Origin of the sequence: Pseudomonas sp. UBA5666 (genome assembly GCF_002420785.1) — a bacterium.
Lineage (GTDB): Bacteria > Pseudomonadota > Gammaproteobacteria > Pseudomonadales > Pseudomonadaceae > Aquipseudomonas > Aquipseudomonas fulva.
The window spans coordinates 135,894-154,665 of sequence record NZ_DIIQ01000044.1; the positions used below are offsets into that span (position 1 = coordinate 135,894).

At 62.4% G+C, this 18,772-nt stretch carries 16 protein-coding genes; 10 read left to right on the forward strand and 6 right to left on the reverse strand.

The genetic code is table 11. From position 1 onward, the window contains the following. Window positions 1-23 precede the first annotated feature (23 nt). Window positions 24-1,076 carry a vanillin reductase gene (calA, locus tag B2Y33_RS19745; RefSeq protein ID WP_027914670.1) on the reverse strand — a complete coding sequence of 351 codons (1,053 nt, stop codon included), beginning with the start codon at window positions 1,074-1,076 and terminating at the stop codon, window positions 24-26. Window positions 1,077-1,254: 178 nt separating this feature from the next. On the opposite strand from calA, the gene B2Y33_RS19750 reads away from it, so the two are divergent. Then, a complete protein-coding gene (locus B2Y33_RS19750) occupies window positions 1,255-2,160 on the forward strand; it encodes an AraC family transcriptional regulator (protein WP_027914669.1) in 906 nt (301 codons plus the stop codon). On the opposite strand, the gene thpR is transcribed toward B2Y33_RS19750, so the two are convergent. After that, window positions 2,149-2,730, reverse strand: coding sequence for an RNA 2',3'-cyclic phosphodiesterase (gene thpR, locus B2Y33_RS19755; protein WP_206405291.1), 582 nt, complete (start codon window positions 2,728-2,730; stop codon window positions 2,149-2,151). The two genes, B2Y33_RS19750 and thpR, sit on opposite strands and share 12 nt — an antisense overlap. Before the next feature lie 157 nt (window positions 2,731-2,887). Between thpR and lpxO the strand changes: the two genes are divergently transcribed. The 6 genes from lpxO to B2Y33_RS19785 all read left to right on the forward strand — a co-directional run bounded on the left by lpxO (window position 2,888) and on the right by B2Y33_RS19785 (window position 8,632). After that, the gene (gene lpxO / locus B2Y33_RS19760) at window positions 2,888-3,787 is read left to right on the forward strand and encodes a lipid A hydroxylase LpxO (RefSeq protein WP_027914668.1); all 900 of its coding nucleotides are present in this window, start codon (window positions 2,888-2,890) and stop codon (window positions 3,785-3,787) included. Window positions 3,788-3,795: 8 nt separating this feature from the next. Then, entirely contained in the window at window positions 3,796-4,365 is a 570-nt protein-coding gene (locus B2Y33_RS19765) for a GNAT family N-acetyltransferase (protein ID WP_027914667.1), read from the forward strand. Window positions 4,366-4,508: 143 nt separating this feature from the next. After that, the gene (locus B2Y33_RS19770) at window positions 4,509-5,675 is read left to right on the forward strand and encodes a DUF1624 domain-containing protein (RefSeq protein ID WP_206405292.1); all 1,167 of its coding nucleotides are present in this window, start codon (window positions 4,509-4,511) and stop codon (window positions 5,673-5,675) included. Between the two features lie 148 nt (window positions 5,676-5,823). Then, on the forward strand, window positions 5,824-6,834 hold the full coding sequence (locus B2Y33_RS19775) for an ABC transporter substrate-binding protein (RefSeq protein ID WP_206405293.1): 1,011 nt from the start codon (window positions 5,824-5,826) through the stop codon (window positions 6,832-6,834). Then, entirely contained in the window at window positions 6,831-7,847 is a 1,017-nt protein-coding gene (locus B2Y33_RS19780; RefSeq protein WP_206405294.1) for a FecCD family ABC transporter permease, read from the forward strand. Before B2Y33_RS19775 ends, B2Y33_RS19780 begins: the two co-directional genes overlap by 4 nt. 5 nt (window positions 7,848-7,852) lie before the next feature. Then, window positions 7,853-8,632 carry an ABC transporter ATP-binding protein gene (locus B2Y33_RS19785; RefSeq protein WP_206405368.1) on the forward strand — a complete coding sequence of 260 codons (780 nt, stop codon included), beginning with the start codon at window positions 7,853-7,855 and terminating at the stop codon, window positions 8,630-8,632. Window positions 8,633-8,737: 105 nt separating this feature from the next. Here the strand turns inward: B2Y33_RS19785 and B2Y33_RS19790 are convergent, their stop codons facing one another. Next, window positions 8,738-9,058, reverse strand: a complete 321-nt coding sequence (locus B2Y33_RS19790) for a hypothetical protein (RefSeq protein ID WP_088522986.1) — start codon at window positions 9,056-9,058, stop codon at window positions 8,738-8,740. 122 nt (window positions 9,059-9,180) lie between these two features. Continuing rightward, entirely contained in the window at window positions 9,181-9,678 is a 498-nt protein-coding gene (locus B2Y33_RS19795) for a GNAT family N-acetyltransferase (RefSeq protein WP_110606813.1), read from the reverse strand. Window positions 9,679-9,805: 127 nt separating this feature from the next. Between B2Y33_RS19795 and B2Y33_RS19800 the strand changes: the two genes are divergently transcribed. From B2Y33_RS19800 to B2Y33_RS19810, 3 genes are all read left to right on the forward strand, one after another. After that, window positions 9,806-10,285, forward strand: coding sequence for a hypothetical protein (locus B2Y33_RS19800; protein ID WP_206405295.1), 480 nt, complete (start codon window positions 9,806-9,808; stop codon window positions 10,283-10,285). 74 nt (window positions 10,286-10,359) lie between these two features. Next, the gene (locus tag B2Y33_RS19805; protein WP_027914660.1) at window positions 10,360-11,925 is read left to right on the forward strand and encodes a sensor domain-containing diguanylate cyclase; all 1,566 of its coding nucleotides are present in this window, start codon (window positions 10,360-10,362) and stop codon (window positions 11,923-11,925) included. Window positions 11,926-12,083: 158 nt separating this feature from the next. Further along, window positions 12,084-13,421, forward strand: a complete 1,338-nt coding sequence (locus tag B2Y33_RS19810; protein WP_145279215.1) for an MFS transporter — start codon at window positions 12,084-12,086, stop codon at window positions 13,419-13,421. Between the two features lie 67 nt (window positions 13,422-13,488). Here the strand turns inward: B2Y33_RS19810 and B2Y33_RS19815 are convergent, their stop codons facing one another. Together B2Y33_RS19815 and B2Y33_RS19820 are read right to left on the reverse strand one after the other, a co-directional pair. Then, on the reverse strand, window positions 13,489-14,040 hold the full coding sequence (locus B2Y33_RS19815; RefSeq protein WP_145279217.1) for a DUF4174 domain-containing protein: 552 nt from the start codon (window positions 14,038-14,040) through the stop codon (window positions 13,489-13,491). Window positions 14,041-14,249: 209 nt separating this feature from the next. After that, a complete protein-coding gene (locus B2Y33_RS19820; protein WP_288633308.1) occupies window positions 14,250-18,728 on the reverse strand; it encodes an NEL-type E3 ubiquitin ligase domain-containing protein in 4,479 nt (1,492 codons plus the stop codon). Window positions 18,729-18,772 lie beyond the last annotated feature (44 nt).

The following is an 18,772-nucleotide window of genomic DNA, read 5'->3' on the forward strand; positions in this document are numbered from 1 at the left end:
CCCCGGTGCAGGTCAATGGCTGATCAGGCCTTGAGGGTCGCCATGTCGATCACGAAGCGGTACTTCACGTCGCCTGCGATCATGCGCTCATACGCCTCGTTGATGTGGCGGATGTCCAGCATCTCGATGTCGCAGCGAATGTCGTGCTTGGCACAGAAGTCCAGCACCTCCTGGGTTTCTGCGATACCGCCGATCAACGAGCCGGCCAGCACGCGTCGCTTCATGACCAGGTTGGCAGCATGCAGCGCAGGCTCGATCGGTTCGATCAGCCCGACGAGGATGTGCACGCCGTCGAACGTCAGGGTTTCCAGGTAGGGATTGAGGTCGTGCTGGACAGGGATGGTGTCGAGCAGGAAGTCGAAGCGACCGGCAGCGGCTTTCATCTGCTCGGCGTCGGTGGACACGATCACATGGTCTGCTCCCTGTCGACGCGCCTCAGCGGCCTTGGCCTCGGACCGGGTGAACAGCGTGACTTCGGCACCCAGCGCCTTGGCCAGCTTGATGCCCATGTGCCCCAGGCCACCCATGCCAAGAATGCCCACCTTGTGGCCTGGGCCTACACCGTGGTGCTTGAGCGGTGAATAGGTGGTGATACCGGCGCACAGGATAGGAGCGGCGCTAGGCAGGTCCATGCCTTCGGGGATGCGTACCACGAAATGCTCGCTGACCACGATGCTGCTGGAGTAGCCACCCATGGTGTTGCTGCCATCGACGCGATCGGGCGTGGCGTAGGTCATGGTCGGGCCTTCGAGGCAGTATTGCTCGAGGTCCTTGGCGCAGGCCGCGCACTGACGGCAGGAATCCACCATGCAGCCGACACCGACCAGGTCACCGACCTTGTGGCCGGTGACCTGGGCGCCTACTGCCGTCACGCGGCCGACGATCTCGTGGCCGGGCATCAAGGGATAGACCGCAATGCCCCATTCGTTGCGGGCCTGGTGGATGTCCGAGTGACACACCCCGCAATACAGGATGTCGATGGCCACGTCATCCGGGCGCGGGCTACGGCGCTCGAAGGTCATGGGTGCCAGCGGGCTGGTGGGGGTTTGGGCGGCGTAACCGATAGCGGTATACATGGAGACCTCGCGGTTAAGTGAAACGGTTCATGTGAAGCATTTTGTTCCTAGAGAGGGACATTGCCCACCGCAGATTCTCCGGAAGCCTTGCCTGATTCTCCGAAGCTGCTGGTGAAGACCACGCGCGGCGGGCATAATTCGACTCCCCATGCTGTCCGATTCTCTGCCCCGGTGCTCCATGCAACTGACCCGTCACGTAGACGCCAATGCCCCGCTTTGCACGCTCATACGTCGCCTGGCACTACGCCCAGGGTTCGTGTCCACCCACCTGCCCCAGGTACAAGTGCTGAGCTGGGACCACTACGTGGCCAGCAGCCCGCAGATCTACGAGCCGAGCCTGATGATCCTGGCCCAGGGCAGCAAGCTGGCCCGCCTGGGGCCCCGCACGCTCGAGTACGGCGCCGGGCATTACCTAGTGCAGGCGCTGTCGGTCCCTTTCATGTGCGAGACCTTCGCCACGCCCGATGTGCCCTTGCTGGGCGTGGCAGTCGCGATCGACCGCGCCACGCTGAGCGAACTGGTGCAGAGCACCGGGCTTGCCACGGATGGCCCGGTACAGGCTCAGACGCCCCAGTCGATGACCTCGGCCGCCCTGGACGCGCCCATGCGCGAGCGGGTCGAGCGATTGCTGGAGTGCCTGCAAGACCCTGTGGACGCCAAGGTGCTGGGGCCGGCCCGGGTACGCGAAGTGCTGTACGCCGCTTTGCGTGGCCCACAGGCCGGGGTACTGAGAGCGTTGGTCGAGCAGCAGGGCCATTTCGCCCGCATTGGTGCTGCATTAGCCCACCTGCGCGAGCACTACAGCGAGCCCCTGAGCGTCGAGGCTCTGGCTGGGCGAGCGAACATGAGCGTCTCCACCTTCCACGAACATTTCAAACGCTGCACGGACATGGCGCCTATGCAGTACCTCAAGCGCCTGAGGCTGCTGAAGGCACAGCAGATGCTGATCGGCGAAGGAATGGGCGTGGCACAGGTCGCCCATCGGGTGGGCTACCAGAGCACGTCGCAGTTCAGCCGCGAGTACAAACGCCAGTTCGAACGCAGCCCCGGCGAAGAATTGCCCTATCAGAGCCTACCGGTGTGAGCCCGGCGGGCTCAGAAATGCGCCCCCATCCCCTAATGCCCAGCGCGCCAGTGCCTGGTAAGCGCCCTTTCGGGACTCGTAAAGTACACATTCCCGGGCGCTGCCAAAGAACTCCGGTGGCGAGCTGGCTTCAGGGGGCTGCCCGTGAAACTCGCGAGACAGCGTCAAGTGCGGGCGAAAGCTGCGGTCTGCCACGGCGATCCCCAGGGGCAGCAGCGCCTGTTGCAGCCCATAGACCAGTTGAAGAAGCGCCGCAGGCGTATGCTGCGCCTCAAGCACCAAGGCACCGGCCTTCTGCCACACCTGCAAGCGATCGAGCACCAGCCTCGGCGCCTTGTCGGGCAGCACCAATTGGTCGACGGCAGCGCACACAGACGGCACCTGAGCCGCGTCGACATTGCCCAAGAAGGCCAGGGTGACATGGAAGTTGGCGGCTGGCACCGGCTTGCCGCTGCGCAGCGCCAGGCTGCGCCGCCACTGGGAGACATCGCGGCGCTGGGCATCACTGACCGGCAGGGCGAAAAACAGCCGCTTGAAAGGGCTGGCGCTGGAGCGTGTGTCCTGAACCATAAGATCTCCTGAAGGTGAAACCAGGGTCGCGGACCGTGCAACGCGACACCGAATCGGCCGGACAGTTTCGTAACAATCAGTACAAACTGCTGCGACGATTGTTTATGCTGGCGGGCTTATGCCATGCGCATGGCCATTTTTCGACAAGTAAACGTCCATGAAAATTGCACTCGTTCTGCTCTTCGTCTTCTCGATCGCCTACGTTCACCTGCGCGGTCGGGTACGTCACAAGCTGACTCGCCAGCTGGGTGACCATTCCAGTTTCCTGGCCCCGGTCAACAGTTTCCTTTACTTGTTCTCGAAACATCCAGCCAAGCCCTACCTGCCGGTTGAAGCCTTCCCCGAGCTACAACCGCTGCAGGAACACTGGCAGGAGATCCGTGAGGAAGCCCAGCGTTTACTCCAGGTGGGTGAAATCAAGAAGTCCGATAATTACGACGATGTTGGCTTCAACTCGTTCTTCAAAACCGGCTGGAAGCGGTTTTACCTCAAGTGGTACGGCGAGAGTCATCCGTCGGCCATGACCCTGTGCCCACGCACCACACAACTGCTGCAAGGCATCGGCACCGTCAAGGCCGCCATGTTCGCCACCCTGCCCCCTGGGGCCAAGCTGGTTCGGCACCGCGATCCCTATGCTGGCTCCTACCGCTATCACCTGGGCCTGGACACTCCCAACGACGACGGCTGCTACATCGACGTCGATGGCGAGAAATATTCGTGGCGCGATGGCCAGGGCGTGGTGTTCGACGAAACCTACATCCACTATGCGGCTAACACCACCGAGCACAATCGCATCATTCTGTTCTGCGATGTGGAGCGCCCCCTCAAGTACCGCTGGGCCACGGCGTTCAATCGCTGGTTCAGCCGCAACGTCATGGCCGCTGCCGCTGCACCCAACGATGCGGGGGACAAGACCGGCGCCATCAATCGCCTGTTCACCCGTATCTATCGCATCCGCGAACGGGGCAAGGCGCTGAAGAAGCGTAATCGCATGCGTTACTACCTCGAGAAATGGGCAGTGGTCGCCGCGTTGGTGCTGGTGTTCATCTACATCTGAGGCTGCACATGATCAATATCCGCCCCATGACGCCAGACGACTTCGAGCGCTTCTGGCCTACGCTACAGGCGGTGGTTCAGGCGCGGGAAACCTACGCCCTTGACCCCGACATGACCTTTGAGCAGGCCCGGCATCTGTGGCTCGAGCTGCCCCGGCACACACTGGTGGCCGAAGCCCAGGGCGAGCTCCTGGGCTCCTACTACCTCAAGGCCAATGCCGGCGGACCAGGCAGCCATGTGGGTAATTGCGGCTACATGGTGACCGAGCAGGCACGTGGCCGAGGCGTGGCGCGCTTGATGTGCGAGCACTCACAGAAGCTGGCTCGCCAGGAAGGCTTTCTGGCGCTGCAATTCAATTCGGTGGTTGCCAGCAACGAGGTGGCGATCGCCTTGTGGCACAAGCTGGGCTTCGAAACCGTCGGCCGCTTGCCCAAGGCCTATCGGCATGCGCATCTGGGGTTGGTGGATTGCCTTGTCATGTACAAATGGCTGGCTGATGAGCCAGTCACGGAAAAGCCTGCGCTGCTCATTGGGCGCAAGAACATCGAAGCGCGCGTAGCGCGTCGCAAGGGTCGGTAGCCAGTACAGGCGCAGGGGCGTTAGGGCCGGATGCGTGCAACGGCCCTGGGCGATACGAGCGAGGTGCGCATGCCAAGGACAGCCTTGCTCAGCGCATGAGTTATAAGATAACGTTGCGATCTTCGTTTTGATACGTGATGTCCATGCCCCCTGCAATCCTGCCAACGCCCCTCTCCCATCAACGCCTGCAGAGCATCGACGCCCTTCGCGGTTTCGTCATGCTGATCATGCTGCTGGACCACGTCCGCGAAACGTTTTTCATGCAGCATCAGGTCAGTGACCCGATGGCAGTGGAAACCACCGACCCGGCGTTGTTCGTCAGTCGCACCCTCGCCCACCTGTGCGCGCCCGTCTTCGTGCTGCTTACCGGCTTGTCTGCCTGGCTTTATGGCGAAAAGCGGCAGAGTCGCAGGGAAGTCTCGTTATTCCTGTTCAAGCGCGGGCTGTTTCTGGTAGTGCTGGAGCTCACCCTAGTGAACGTTGCCTGGACATTCCAGGTGCCGCCGACTGTGATCTACCTGCAAGTGATCTGGGCCATCGGTATCAGCATGATGGCGCTGTCAGCTTTGATATGGCTGCCCCGGGCTGGTCTGCTCGCTGTTGGGCTGGCCATCATCGCCGGGCACAACCTGCTTGACGGCGTACACTTCGACGCCACATCCCCTTGGCATGTGCCGTGGGCCATCGCGCATGACCGTACCTGGCTCGACATCAGCGCCACACTGCGTCTGCGCACATCCTACCCGGTACTGCCCTGGCTCGGCGTCATCGCCGTTGGCTACTGGCTGGGCCCTTGGTTGCACAGCGCCTGCACGCCGGCACTGCGTCAACGACGCCTGCTACAGGCTGGGTGCGGCGCACTCCTGGGCTTTGTCGCGCTACGCGTGATCAACGGCTATGGCGAAGCGCACTGGAGCATTCACCCTGCGCTGACGCAGACGCTGATGAGTTTCTTCAACATCACCAAGTACCCTCCATCACTGCTGTTCCTGATGTTGACCTTGGGCGTTGGGCTGCTGTTGCTGCGCGCATTCGAGCGCGCCGGGCACCCGCGCTGGATCGCAGTGCTGGCGATGTTTGGCGCAGCCCCGATGTTTTTCTATCTCCTGCACCTGTACGTGCTCAAACTGCTGTACCTGAGCGCAGTGGGCGTGTGGGGCGCCAACCAGGGCGCCTATTTCGGTTTCGAGACCATTGCCGCAGTCTGGCTGACGTCGGCCCTGCTACCGCTGATGCTCTACCCACCTGTGCGCTGGTTCGCCCGGTTGAAGGCGCGCAGGCGTGACTTGGCGTGGCTGAAGTATTTCTAGGCGCTAAATCAGCCCCTTAAAGCGTTTCACCCGGCGGCGCGATGGTCTACCATGCGTGCCCCCCGGTTTCCACCGCTCAAATCAATAGTGAATCCCGCGTTCGTCTTGCGCGAGCCACCGGGAACTGCCCAACAGGAGATCGTCCTGCATGCTGCCCCGTTTCGCCACCCTGCTCGCTGGCCTTGGCATTGCCGGCTTGGCTCAGGGTGCACCTACCGCGTATCCGCTGACGGTCGACAACTGCGGCAAACCCCAGGTGTTCGCCCAAGCCCCCCAACGCGTGTTGACGATTGGCCAGGCAGGCACCGAAATGCTGTACGCGCTGGGCTTGGCCCCCCGGCTGGCCGCGTCATCGCTTTGGTTCAATGACGTATTGCCCGATTACCAGGCGCAGGACGCCAAGGTCCCTCGGCTTGCCGACAACGAGCCCAGCTTCGAGGCGGTAGTGGGCAAGCGCCCGCAGCTGGTGACGGCCCAGTTCGAGTGGATGGTGGGGGACCAAGGTGCGGTGGGTACGCGCGAGCAATTCAATGAGCTGGGCATCGCCACCTATGTGCTGCCGTCGGATTGCGAAGGCAAGGACAACCGGGTGGGCGCCGACGGCACGCGGCTGCAAGCCTTCCAGGTCGAAAGCATCTACAAGAGTGTCAGTGAGTTGGCCAGCGTCTTCGATGTGCAGGCTCGTGGCGCCGCCCTCAACGACGAACTCAAGGGCCGCCTGGCCCATGCCCAGGCGCAGCTGGCGGGCGTTGACCTGTCCACTACCTCGGCGCTGTTCTGGTTCTCCAGCGCCGATCTGGCCACCGACCCGTACGTGGCGGGCCGCCAGGGCGTTGCGGACTTCATGCTGCGTGCCCTTGGCGTGCGCAACGTGGTGAGCTCCACCGAGGAGTGGCCAACCGTGAGCTGGGAGACATTGGCCAAGGCCAACCCGACCTGGCTGATCATTGCACGCATGGACCGCCGCCGTTTTCCGGCCGACGACTACCAGAAAAAACTCGATTTTCTGCGCAATGACCCTGTGACGCAGCACATGGACGCCGTCAAGCATGGGCGTATCATCGTGCTCGATGCCGAGGCGATGCAGGCGGGCATTCGTTTGTTCCGCGGCGTGCAGACGCTGGCCACGGCCTTCTCCACCGGCGTCGCAGCGCAGTGATCAAGCGTCTGGGGCTGACCTGCGCCGCACTGGCGGCCCTGCTGGGCGCGCTGTTGGCGGGCACTTCAATCGGTGAAAACCCGCTGTCATTGGGCCTGGTCGGCCAGGTACTGGCCAACCATGCTTGGCAGGCGGGCTACCCGGTCGACCCCATCGACGCCGGTGTCGTGTGGAACTACCGGCTGACCCGCAGCCTTGTCGCGGCGGCCTGCGGCGCAGGGCTGGCCACCTGCGGCGTGATCCTCCAGGCGTTGCTGCGCAATCCGCTGGCCGAGCCCTATCTGCTGGGCCTGTCGGCAGGCGCCTCAACAGGTGCAGTGCTGGTCGGGCTGCTGGGCCTGGGCAGCATGACGCTGAGCATGTCAGCCGGGGCTTTCATCGGTGCCCTGGCCGCCTTAGCACTGGTGCTGCTACTGGCGCGCGCCGCGAGCCCGGGCGGCATTGGCGCTCACATCATCCTGGCGGGGGTTGCCGGCTCACAGTTGTTCAATGCCGTGACGGCGCTTCTTATTACCAAGTCGGCCACGGCCGAACAGGCCCGCGGCATTCTGTTCTGGCTGCTGGGCAATCTCAGCGGCGTGCGCTGGCCTTCGGTCTGGCTGGCCGTACCAGTTGCCCTATTGGGCCTTCTGGTTTGCCTGTGGCAACGCCGAGCGCTGGACGCTTTCACCTTCGGCGCCGACTCGGCAGCCTCCTTGGGGGTTGCGGTACGGCGCACTCAACTGCTGCTGATCAGCTGTGCAGCCCTGGTGACCGCCGTCATGGTCTCGATCGTCGGCGCGATCGGTTTCGTGGGCCTGGTCATACCCCATGCGCTACGCCTGCTGCTCGGGCCCGGTCATGACCGCCTGCTGCCGGCCAGTGCCCTGGGCGGGGCGCTGTTCTTGATCACCGCGGACATCCTGTCGAGGACGCTGATTGCCGGGCAGGTCATCCCCGTGGGGGTGGTCACGGCCCTGATCGGTGCGCCAGTGTTCGCAGTTATCCTGGTGGCCCGCAGGGGGCGCGCGTGACCGCCATGGCGCCCATGCAGCTCGCCCCAGTGGGCTGCCAGGGCATCAGCCTGCACCTGGGGGGCCGCCCAGTGCTCGACGGGATCGACCTGACGGTGCACGCCGGCGAGACCCTGGCCATCGTCGGGCCAAACGGCTCGGGAAAGTCGTCGCTGCTCAAAGTGCTGGCAGGCCTGCGCAAGCCGGCCACTGGCACCGTGCAACTGCTGGGCAAGTCGCTCTCGCGCCTGCCTCGCCGAGCGGTGGCAAGGTCATTGGCACTGGTCGAGCAGCATGCGGACACGCTCGATGCCATTCGAGTCTTCGACGCTGTGGCGTTGGGCCGTATCCCCTGGTTATCGGCCTTGGCGCCGTTCGGTGAGGACGACAAGGCCATCGTCGAACACGCGCTGACTGATGTGGATGCACTGCATTTGCGCAGCCGCCTGTGGGGGTCGTTGTCCGGTGGTGAGCGCCAGCGCGTTCACATCGCCCGGGCGCTGGCGCAACGCCCCGCGGTGCTATTGCTGGACGAGCCTACCAACCACCTCGACATCCAGCATCAACTCGGCCTGTTGCAGCAGGTGCAGGCATTGCCGGTCACCACCTTGGTGGCCTTGCATGACCTCAATCAGGCATTGACCTGTGACCGTGTGGCGGTATTGAACAAGGGGCGACTGGTCGCACTGGGCAAACCGCTGGATGTGCTCACGCCCGATTGCTTGCTGAGTACCTTCGGCGTTCACGCACACGTGCTCACCGACCCGCTGGACGGCGCTCAGGTATTGCGCTTTCGCAGCGCGTGAGCGCCTGCGTATCACGCGCCACATCGTGAACATCGAGTAGGCCGACGGTAGTGCATGTTGAATACGGGCGGCGACAGCGAGGCCGCCGCGCGCCCCTGTCAGCGGTCAGTGAACGGTATCGGTCGCCGTGCGGCACCATTGCGCCCGCTCCTGGCCAGTGAGCGAGCCAGACAGTTCGATGAACGTGGCTTCCAACTCCGGTTCGACGTGGCCGGCCACCTTGATGCGACTCAACAGGTATTGCCTGACCGTCCTGGGCCACCTGCCCTCTCGGTGCGCGGCATTGATGATGCAGGCGGCATCCTGGCGGGTGGCGCCACGCCAGATGTCCATCAGGCGGTTCTGGAAATCGTCGAACGACCAACCGTCTGTGCGAACCTCGAATTCATCCAGCAGTTTCAGTTTGTACAGGGCCATGTGCGGCATTGTCACTCTCCCTCTGCGGCTGTGAAAAGTCCGTGCACGAGGAAGCAAACCATCACCTGCCTTGTAAGAAAATGAACGCGTGGTCCATCACACCCGCGTCAATGTAGGACATGTCCGAGCGCCTAACGCAGCCGCAGGTCCATGTGGGTCGTCTGCCAGATCGGGTCGTCCTCAACGTCTAGCAGGGTGAAGCCCTGCCGCTCCCAGAAGCTGACGGCGCCCGGCAGAAATGGGTGGGTGTGCAGGTAAAAACGGTCGATTTCATCGATTGCCGCCTGTGCTTTCAAGGCCCCGAACAAGCGTGCCGCCACGCCAAGCCGGCGATAGGCAGGCAACACGAACAGGCGCACGACCTCGGCCACACGCTGGTCACCGTAGTCGAACTGCGCAAAGCGGTTGTCATAGGGCAGGTAGCCGATCACGCCCACTAGGCCTGCGCCCGCCCGTGCTTCGAGGAAGGCGCCGGCGCCTTGCAGATAGACATCATCAAACTGTGCAAGGTCGGGAGGTAAAGGCGCTTTGGCAAGCATCGGGAACAAGTCCCGGCGCGCGGCCTCGACAAAGGCCACGACCTCGTCACGGCTTTCGGGGGTCACGGGGCGCAGGGTAAGTTCAGGCATGGGGCAACCGTTGCAGTCAAAGGCCTGGTTCTACCGCAGCCAGCCCGGCAAGGCAAATGCAACGCTCGTCCCGGACGTGCGCGCACCCGTATAATCGCCCTACCCCACAGCCCATTCAGGCCAAGCCATGCCTCGCCTCCCGAAGTTGCTGCTCATGTTTGCGCTCACCGCCGCGGTCACGGCGTGCGACCAGAAACCCTCGCGAGAAGAACAGATCGTTGCCCAGTTGCCGCTGCAGGAGGCTTATGACCACAACATTCAGCGCATGGCCGTGCTCCTTGCGGGCAAGCACCCTGACGTGAGCCAGACCCGTATCGAACAGGTCCTGCGTCGGCACCTGACGGTTGACGACCAGCGTCAGGACCTGTTCCGCTTGTACAGCGAACAGAACTTCACCGATGCCGAATTCGCCAGTATCGTCGGCGCCTTGCAGGACCCCGCCAAGGCCCGCGCCTTGGAAAAGACACCGCAAGGCAAGCGGTTGAGTGAAAAACTCACGGCACTGATGCAGCAAACCGCCGCAGATGCCAAGGTACAGGCGGTGGCTGAACAGCGCATGCAGGACGTGGAGGCTGAACTCAAGGCGCTTGAAAAAAACGCCCCCTGAGTGACACTCGCGCTACGCGACTGCCAATGAGCATTCCTTGCCATTCGCCGCATTTGATGATTCCGAGGTCAGGATTGCCTAACACCAAGCATGGATTGCGACTGGACCTGCGCAGGCTCATTCTGGTGCTCTGCGCACTCACCGCACTGGTGATGCTGTGCGCCAGCTATTTTGCCAGCTACCGCGTCCAGCGACAGTTGCTGATCAATCACGCACTGGAAGCGAACCGGGTGTACGCCACCAAGTTGGCCACCATCACCGAAACATTCATCGGTAACGCCTTGCAGCAACTGCAGTTCAGCGCAGGTGTACAAGGCCGACAATTGAGTGACGCCGTGGCCTTGCAGGTTGAAACAGACCGCGTGCTGGCGCAGAGCATGGCGTTCAATTCCACGTTCGTGATCGATGCCGACGGCACATTGTTGTCAGTTTCCCCTGCGCCGCTACGGCACCTGGTGGGCGGGCGCATGCGCTCCCCAGGCGTCGACGAAGCGCTGCACCTGCGGCGTGCGCTGGTCTCGACCCCGTACGTCTCTGCCGCCAACAACCTGGTGGTCACGCTTTCGCAGCCGATCATCGACAAGCAAGGCCGTTACCTGGGCTACGTAGGGGGCACCCTCTACCTGCGCGAACGCAATATCCTCAACAGCCTGCTGGGCGAGCATTTCTACAAGGACGGCTCATACCTCTATGTAGTCGACCACCAGCGACGCCTGCTCTATCACCCTGATAACCAGCGCGTCGGTACTGTCGTGCAGGGCAATGCCTTGATCGATCAGTTGCCAACACTGCCCAGCGGCACCGTGGCGCTCACCAACAGCCAGAACGTCGAGATGCTCGCAGGCTTCGCCACCGTGCCCAGCGCCCGCTGGGGCGTGGTCGCCCAGCAACCACTGTCACGCACCGTGGCGCCGCTCAATACCCTGGTCCTCAATGTGATAGGTACATCAGCGCCACTGGCGCTGGTCGGCAGCCTGCTGCTCTGGTGGCTGGCATTGGTCATCGCTCGGCCGCTCTGGCAGCTCGCCGCAAGTGCACGGATGATGGACAGCGCCAACACGGCCGAAGACTTGCATCGGGTGCGTGCGTGGTATTTCGAGGCGGCTGAGCTCAAGCGAGCGTTGTTGTTCGGCCTGAACCTGCTGCACGAACGCATTGGCCGCCTGAACCGCGAAGCCCAGACCGACCCCCTGACAGGGCTGATCAATCGCCGCGGGCTGGAATTCAGCCTGTCGTTGCTGGAGGCCGAAGGGCGGCGCTTTTCAGCCATCGTCATGGACGTGGATCATTTCAAACGGATCAACGACGGCCACGGGCACGACACCGGCGATGCCGTGTTGCGACAACTGGCCCATTCGATGCGCCGTTGCTGCCGGGAAGGCGACTTGCTGTGCCGTACTGGCGGGGAGGAATTTCTGATGCTCTTGCCCGGTGCGGATCTAGCTGTGGCAGCCAGTGTGGCCGAGCGCCTGCGCGCGACCATCGGGGACACCCCGGTAGCGCCGGTGGGCGCCCTGACAGTGTCGCTTGGGGTGGCGCACTGGGAGGGCACAGGCGATGCGGCCGGCACGTTGGCCGCGGCTGACAGAGCGCTGTATCTGGCCAAGCAAGGTGGGCGCAATCGCGTTGTCGTGGCCTAAAGCCCCGCTCGCCGCGGTCGTTTCTGGCATCCGAAGGTCGTCCTCGACAAAGCGACTCGTAAGCGGGGCCGATCTACTGACAACCATAACTACTGATGGCGCGGCTCGACCGCACCACGCTCGTCATGGCTGCCAATGGAAAATCGGAGAGCACCCGCATGTCCGCACTTCACGAGGTATCCCCTGCCACCCTGCGCAGGGTGATCGCCGCTTCGGCCATCGGCAATTTCGTCGAATGGTTCGATTTCGCCGTTTACGGCTTTCTTGCAACACTCATCGCCAGCCAATTCTTCGCCAGTGGTGACCCGAGCGTCGCCCTGCTCAAGACCTTCGCAGTGTTCGCGGTGGCGTTCGCCCTGCGCCCACTGGGGGGTATCGTGTTCGGCGCCCTGGGAGACCGCCTGGGACGCAAACGTATCCTGTCGCTGACTATCTTGCTGATGGCAGGCTCGACCACCCTCATCGGGCTACTGCCCACGTATGCCACCATCGGATTGGCAGCCCCCGTGCTCTTGACGCTCGCCCGCTGTCTACAAGGTTTCTCGGCAGGCGGTGAATATGCGGGGGCCTGTGCTTACCTGATGGAGCATGCACCGAACGACAAGCGCGCGTTCTATGGCAGCTTCGTGCCGGTCTCGACGTTCTCGGCCTTTGCCTGCGCTGCCGTGATCGCCTACGGCCTGGAAGCGAGCTTGACCACGGAAGCCATGGCCACCTGGGGCTGGCGCGTACCCTTTCTGATCGCCGCACCACTGGGCTTGGTCGGTTTGTACCTGCGCTGGCGCATGGAGGAAACGCCAGCCTTCCGTGACGCACTGGCCCAGGGCAAGGAACACGAGCATTCGCCTCTCAAGCAGACCCTGCGCCACCATGGACGAGCGATACGCAACCTGGGCGCGTTCATCTCCCTCACTGCACTGTCGTTCTACATGTTCACCACCTACTTCGCCACCTACCTGCAATTGGTGGGCAACCTGACTCGCGCCCAGTCGCTGCTGGTGACCACTGTCGCGCTGTTGTTCGCCGCCGCTGGCTGCCCGGTTGCCGGCGCTGTGTCGGATCGGATCGGGCGGCGCAAGACCATTGGCTTCACCTGCTTGTGGGTGATGGTGTGCGTGTTCCCAGCCTACTGGCTGGCCAGCTCGGGGTCGATGTTCGGCGCCTTGCTCGGTGTCGTGCTGCTGGCGGTAGGCGCGTTGTCCAGCGGCGTGGTAACCGCGGCCCTGCTATCAGAAAGTTTCCCGACACGTACACGGTATACCGCGTCGGCCATCACCTACAACGTTGCCTATACCCTGTTCGGCGGCACCGCCCCACTGGTCGCGACCTGGCTGATCGGGCAGACAGGCAGCAGTCTGGCGCCGGCTTTCTATCTGGTCGTCATTGCCTTGATAGCGCTAGTAGGCGGGCTGGCGTTGCCGGAAACCTCGCGGATATCGCTGCATGATGACCCATCCCTGGCCCAAACTGGCAGCGCAGGACAATCCACGACCTGACCCGTGAGGGCTGCGCTGGCAGCCCTGCATGGCACCCGGTCTTCCATGAGAGGGCTCGACAAGAGGCTCAGTCTTCCAAGGGCTTGGGCGGTGAGGTGGGCTTGGCGGCCTTGCCCGGTTTGGTTTCCTTGGTCTTTTCCTGCACTGCGGTCGCAACCGGCTCGGAAGCCTTGACCGCTTTTTCACTGGCAGGTAGATCGTCCACCGCCTTGATGATGGCCTGGGGATCGAGGACCTCCCCAGTGTCATCATCCTTGAGCATGTGCCGCTCACCGTCCTTGCCAACGAGGATGACCTTGGTCCCCTTGCTCGCACCAAGCTTGAGCTCGCGGATCAGTGCCATGGTGGTCTGCTGCTCCAGGTTCTTGTCGTCCCGTTTCCCCATCATCTGGGCGACGCTGTACAGCACGACGTTGCGCTCCTTGAAGGCAGCCTGCGTAGCCGGATCCTCCATGGCCTTGGTCACGGCCCTGAGGGTAGGGTCGGCACTGCTGGGAGCGATGATGACCAATGGCCTTGCCTTGCCCAGCTCCTGGGCCAATGGCCCACTACTGTCGGCCGCAAAAGCCGGGCTCACGGCGGCGAGCAGGGCGGCGAGGGTCAATGACCGGACAAGCATGCGCATCTCCTTATTCTCTCGATCAAACAAAGACTACGGACCTTGGAGAAAGATCCGACGCAGGAGCCTAAACCAACCCACCCGGCAAGGCGCAACTCAAAAGTAACTGGAGGTGTCACCCTGCCATGTGGCGCCTTACATGGCTCGTGCATGCCTACGAGCATAGCTCAACACGCTCACCCTGCTCCGGCACGACGGCGCTCCTGTTCCTAGGGTTGAAGGGGCTCGGCCGCGCTGTCCAGCGCCTGACGCGTGATGTCCAGCAGAAGCGCCCGTTCGGCCGCCTGGCGTTGCTGCGAAATTTCTTCCGTCTGCTGTAACACCTGCTGTTCGCTCAGATCAGCAGCCTCTTGCACAGCCTCCAGCCGTGCATGAAAAGGTGCGTTCATCTCGTCGAAACGTTGTGCATGCAAGCGGCGCACGTGACTGCACCAGAATTCCCTGTCCAACAGGGAGTTGGCCAGTTGCTCGCTGGTTTCTGCTTGCAACACGCGCCTGGCTGCTCCTTCGATATGCGTCTCGGTGACCCCGGCCACCGCCCTGAATGACATGCCGCTGGTGAAAATGGGCAAGTCAAGGCGCTCGCGTAGCGCCAGGCGGTAAGCCAACACCACCTCGATCTCGTCAGGATCAGCACCATCGGCCTGTCGCCAGCGCACGTCGTCCATGGCCACACGCTCGACTTCATCCAAACGCCACAGCTGCCGCCCTAGGTGCAACAGCACCTGCTCTCGTTCACCTTGCTGCGCTTGGACTTCGGCCTGCCAGACCCGCAGGCGCACTTCCAGATCGCTGAAACGCAATGCCACGCTGTCCTGACAGGTCAGTTGCTCAGCGTCGCTGAACATCGCCATCCTCAAGTCGCTCGAATCACGCATGGCCCCCAACAATGTCAGGACTCGGCCGGCAAGATAGCGCGCGCCTGTGCGGTGCTGAAAATCCGCTGTTTCCATCAGGCGTTCGAGCAGACCGAAGAACTCGCCGCTGCCCTCCATGGCCTGCAGGTGTTCCCAGCAGGTGCCCAGTTCCGTGCGCTGGGCCAGGCCGATCGCATCCATCCAGTTCAGCCGCACCAGTACCATCGCTCGATCACGGGCGCGGGTAGCCGCTGTGAGTAACGCTTGCTCCAGCCGTTCGCGCTCAACAGCCGACAGCGGATTACCGCCCAGGTGGACCTCCCCCTCCACCCACAGGCGCGATTCATAGAAGTCTTCAGGCAACGCCGTAAGCAGGTTGTCGCGCAAGTCGACCACCCGCAGCGAAGTGCTCTCGAGCAGTTGGTAAGGCAAGCTGCGCAGGCCGGCGCCTGCTATACGCAACTCGTGCAGGCATGTCAGCCCGCCCACCGAAAAGGGCCTGCCCAACGGGTTGCGTGAGAGGTCCAGGTAACGCAAATGGCTGCAGCTACCGAGAATGGTTGCCTGCCCCGCGTCCAGCACCACTTGGTTGTGCGCCAAGTTCAGCGTCCACAGATGTTCCATCTGCAAGAGCGCCTGGGGTACCCGAGAGATCTGGTTATCGGGAAGCTCGAGCGACCGGACACTGGTAAACGCACCCAGAAAGCTTTCAGGCAGGTAGCGGATGCTGGCGTCGCGCAGCGACAGTGAATACACATGATCAAACCGTATCTGGGGCGGCAGCTCCGGTAGACTTTCGGTGTGAATGCCGATCATGTCCCAACGATAGGCAAGAATCAGACTGTCGCCGTGCATGCCCTCATCGAGCACGTGCTGCCAGCAATTGCGCAAGGCTCTTCCCAGCGTCCGGCGACGTTGACGCTCGGCATGACTTGAGCCTTGCCTGGCCCACATACGCAAATGCATGTTGAGCGTCCGGTACTGATCCTCCAGGCACTGCAGCCGCGCCTCGATGCCTCCTGCTGCCGAACGCGCATCAGTCAGCCACTCGTCGAGTTGATTATCGGTGTAGGTGGGGTACAGGAACCTCAGCCTTCGCAGATAGGGGTTGGGCCTGCGCCCTCCACGTCCACTGAGCACGTAACCCACGCGGCCGTCGGCCAAGCGGGTGGGCAATTGCCAGCGGCCGCGAGTTGCGATGCCCAGGAGCTCAGGCAGCGCTGCCCGGTGAACCTGGGCAAGCGCAGCGACTTCCTGGCGCAAACTTTCGGCGAAAGGCGCATGCAGCCCCATGGTTGTCAGTTGGGCCTGATCGTAGGCATTCACGATGACCTCGAACAGGTCCCCGGGAGGGCAGATTTCCTGCGAAAAGGCGTTTCTTACGCTGAAGCCTTGGGTGTCATGGAACAGCTGTAGCTCGACATCCCCTTCTCCGGCACTGGTCAGTTGCACGCCGTTGAACTGCGCACTCAACAGGCGCCACCGCACATTACCGATGCCTCCAACTCGATAGTCGAGCAATTTCAGGACCAGCTTGGCCAAGTCCGTATCCTGCGACGTCCGCAAGTACAGGCCTTCGAGGGCGCGCTGCACACGAATGTGCGAGCTGCGCTCACGGGCAGCTTCGGCCAGTTGCAATGGCACGCGACCCGTCCGACGCAGACGTTGCAGGTCGACACTGCTCGCATTGGCCAGCAGCGCCTGTGCCGCACTGGGGTACAAGCGTGGGAATACGCACTGCAAAGCCTGGATATCCTGACTGGAAGGAGACATTTGCTGATCAAGCAGGTGCTGCATGACCTCGTACCGTTGTGCATCGAGCTGCGCCGCCAGATCCGAAGAAGACAGGCCCTCGCCGCCGGTCAGCTGCACAACCTGCGCAAGCAGCCTCTGATCTTCGATTACAACACCAGTGCGCAACTGCATCAGCAGGTTCTCGGTACGCTGAGCAAGATGCGCACGGCGGCTGGTATCGATCAGCGCTGGCAAGAGGTCGGCGCCGCGAAAATGCAAACCGCGTAGCTGGTCATCGTCGAGCGCGTGAATGGCCATGACCTGCTCGATTCGCGTGTCGTCGAGTTCAGCCATCGGCTCGCCCAGGCGCCTGAACAGGTAATGGCTGGTCGACCAATCCAGGGGAGACTCACTCCACAACCGCCACGCACCTGCACCGTTGTGCTGTAAAAGAGGACCTACACCCTCGCGCGGCACCAGTTGCCACTGCTCGTCCGTCGTGCGTTGCTGCACCGGGTAGGTGTGGCCGTCCATGCGGATCCATGCGCGGCTATCCTGGCGGCTGATCCCCTCATGATCTGCCACCGCTTCAACAGGTGGCGGGGAGCTTCGAAAGGGCGCCAGGTCCTCGGACCACAGGCGCGCGCCCCCATCCTCAACGTTGGACTGGACCAGACCATCTACCCACGTCGAGCGTTTCCACACCTTGGCCAAACCATAACCCGCTCCCGCGGTAACTCCAATCAATGCAACTTGAGCGGCCACATGGGTCATATGGTCCATAGCCTGCTCCGTCTCGCCTTCGTGCCAAGTGTCTACCCCGTGATACACCTCCTTCATCAACTCCCAGGCAGTCACGGCAAGCAATACCAGGCCCAACCCAGGTAGCCAGAAACTGGCCAGCCCCAGCAACGTCCAGCCCTCGACTGCCAGGCGTTTCTCATGCGCGCGCCCAATGGCCCGATCCAACGCGTTGACCGGAGGCGCCAGCGTTGCGGCATCGTCCATTACGTGTGCAACGCGGCTGCGGGCGAGGGTTTCGAACACAGGCTCCGACAAGGCGCTTGCTACCGGGTACAGGTCAGCTGTTGCCCAGATCGGTATGTCTTCATAGAAAGCCGACGCGAGCTGGCTGAAGAATCGTTGGCTATCACGACGTCGAATGAAACGCGCAAAAAACTGCTGATAGGCAGGCTGGCGCAAGCGTGCGTTGAGCACAGCGCGTTCAAAGCGTTCCAGATTATCGGCTGTGCTCCAGGCTCCAAACGGGTCACCCGGGATATACACCAGCACACGCTTGCTCGAAGTGTAGAAAGGTGCCAACGATTCGTCCCGCACATCCAGCACCAGAATCTGCTGCAATGGACAATCCATAATCTGCAAGCTTTTAGGAAGCACTCGATCGCCGTGCAGGCGTCCCAGCCTGCCGCTTTGCCACAAATCGACCAACAGTTCGAGCTCGCCGGGAGCGAACACGCCCTGGGCATCGGCCTTGAATGCATCAAGCACCATTTCGTGCCGGTTCAGCTCACCTAGTAACGCTTGCATGGAGGCCGACGCTAGATGGGCAGACAAGTGTTGTTGATAGAGCCCACCCAGATCCAGTTCCCGGGTCAACTGGGCAAACCGAGCGGCGCTAAGCCTGGGCACCGAGTTACCTGCCGCGTCGAACACGCCAGCCATCGGCGGCAAGACCTGGGGCTGCGTCTGTTCAGCGGTAAAATTTCGCAAGACGGCTTCAAGCAGCGGTATCTGGTAGTAGTGGCGTTCGTACAAGGGCACCCGTATCGGGAAGTAAGTGGCGAGCGGTACCTCGTAAGCATTGCGAAACCACAACTGGTCCACGCCCTGGGTGATACCGAAACGAGCGCTCAGGGATTTTTCCAGCAGGGGCTTGGCGAATGCCTCGATACCTTCGATCAATCCCCACCGCTCGGCCAGACGCTGGCGGCATTTCAGGCTGCTGTTCAGCGCTTGCCCTGCCTGGGCAATGAATGCCTTATCGAGCTTTTTGAGCCAGGCCGGCAAGCGAGCAGCGATCAGGCCATCCTGGCAGGCCTGCTCCGCCAGCTGTTGATCAGTGAGTGCGGTGTCCATCAGTTGCTCCCGTGAAGTGATTTTGCACGGGAGGTTAGCGAGAC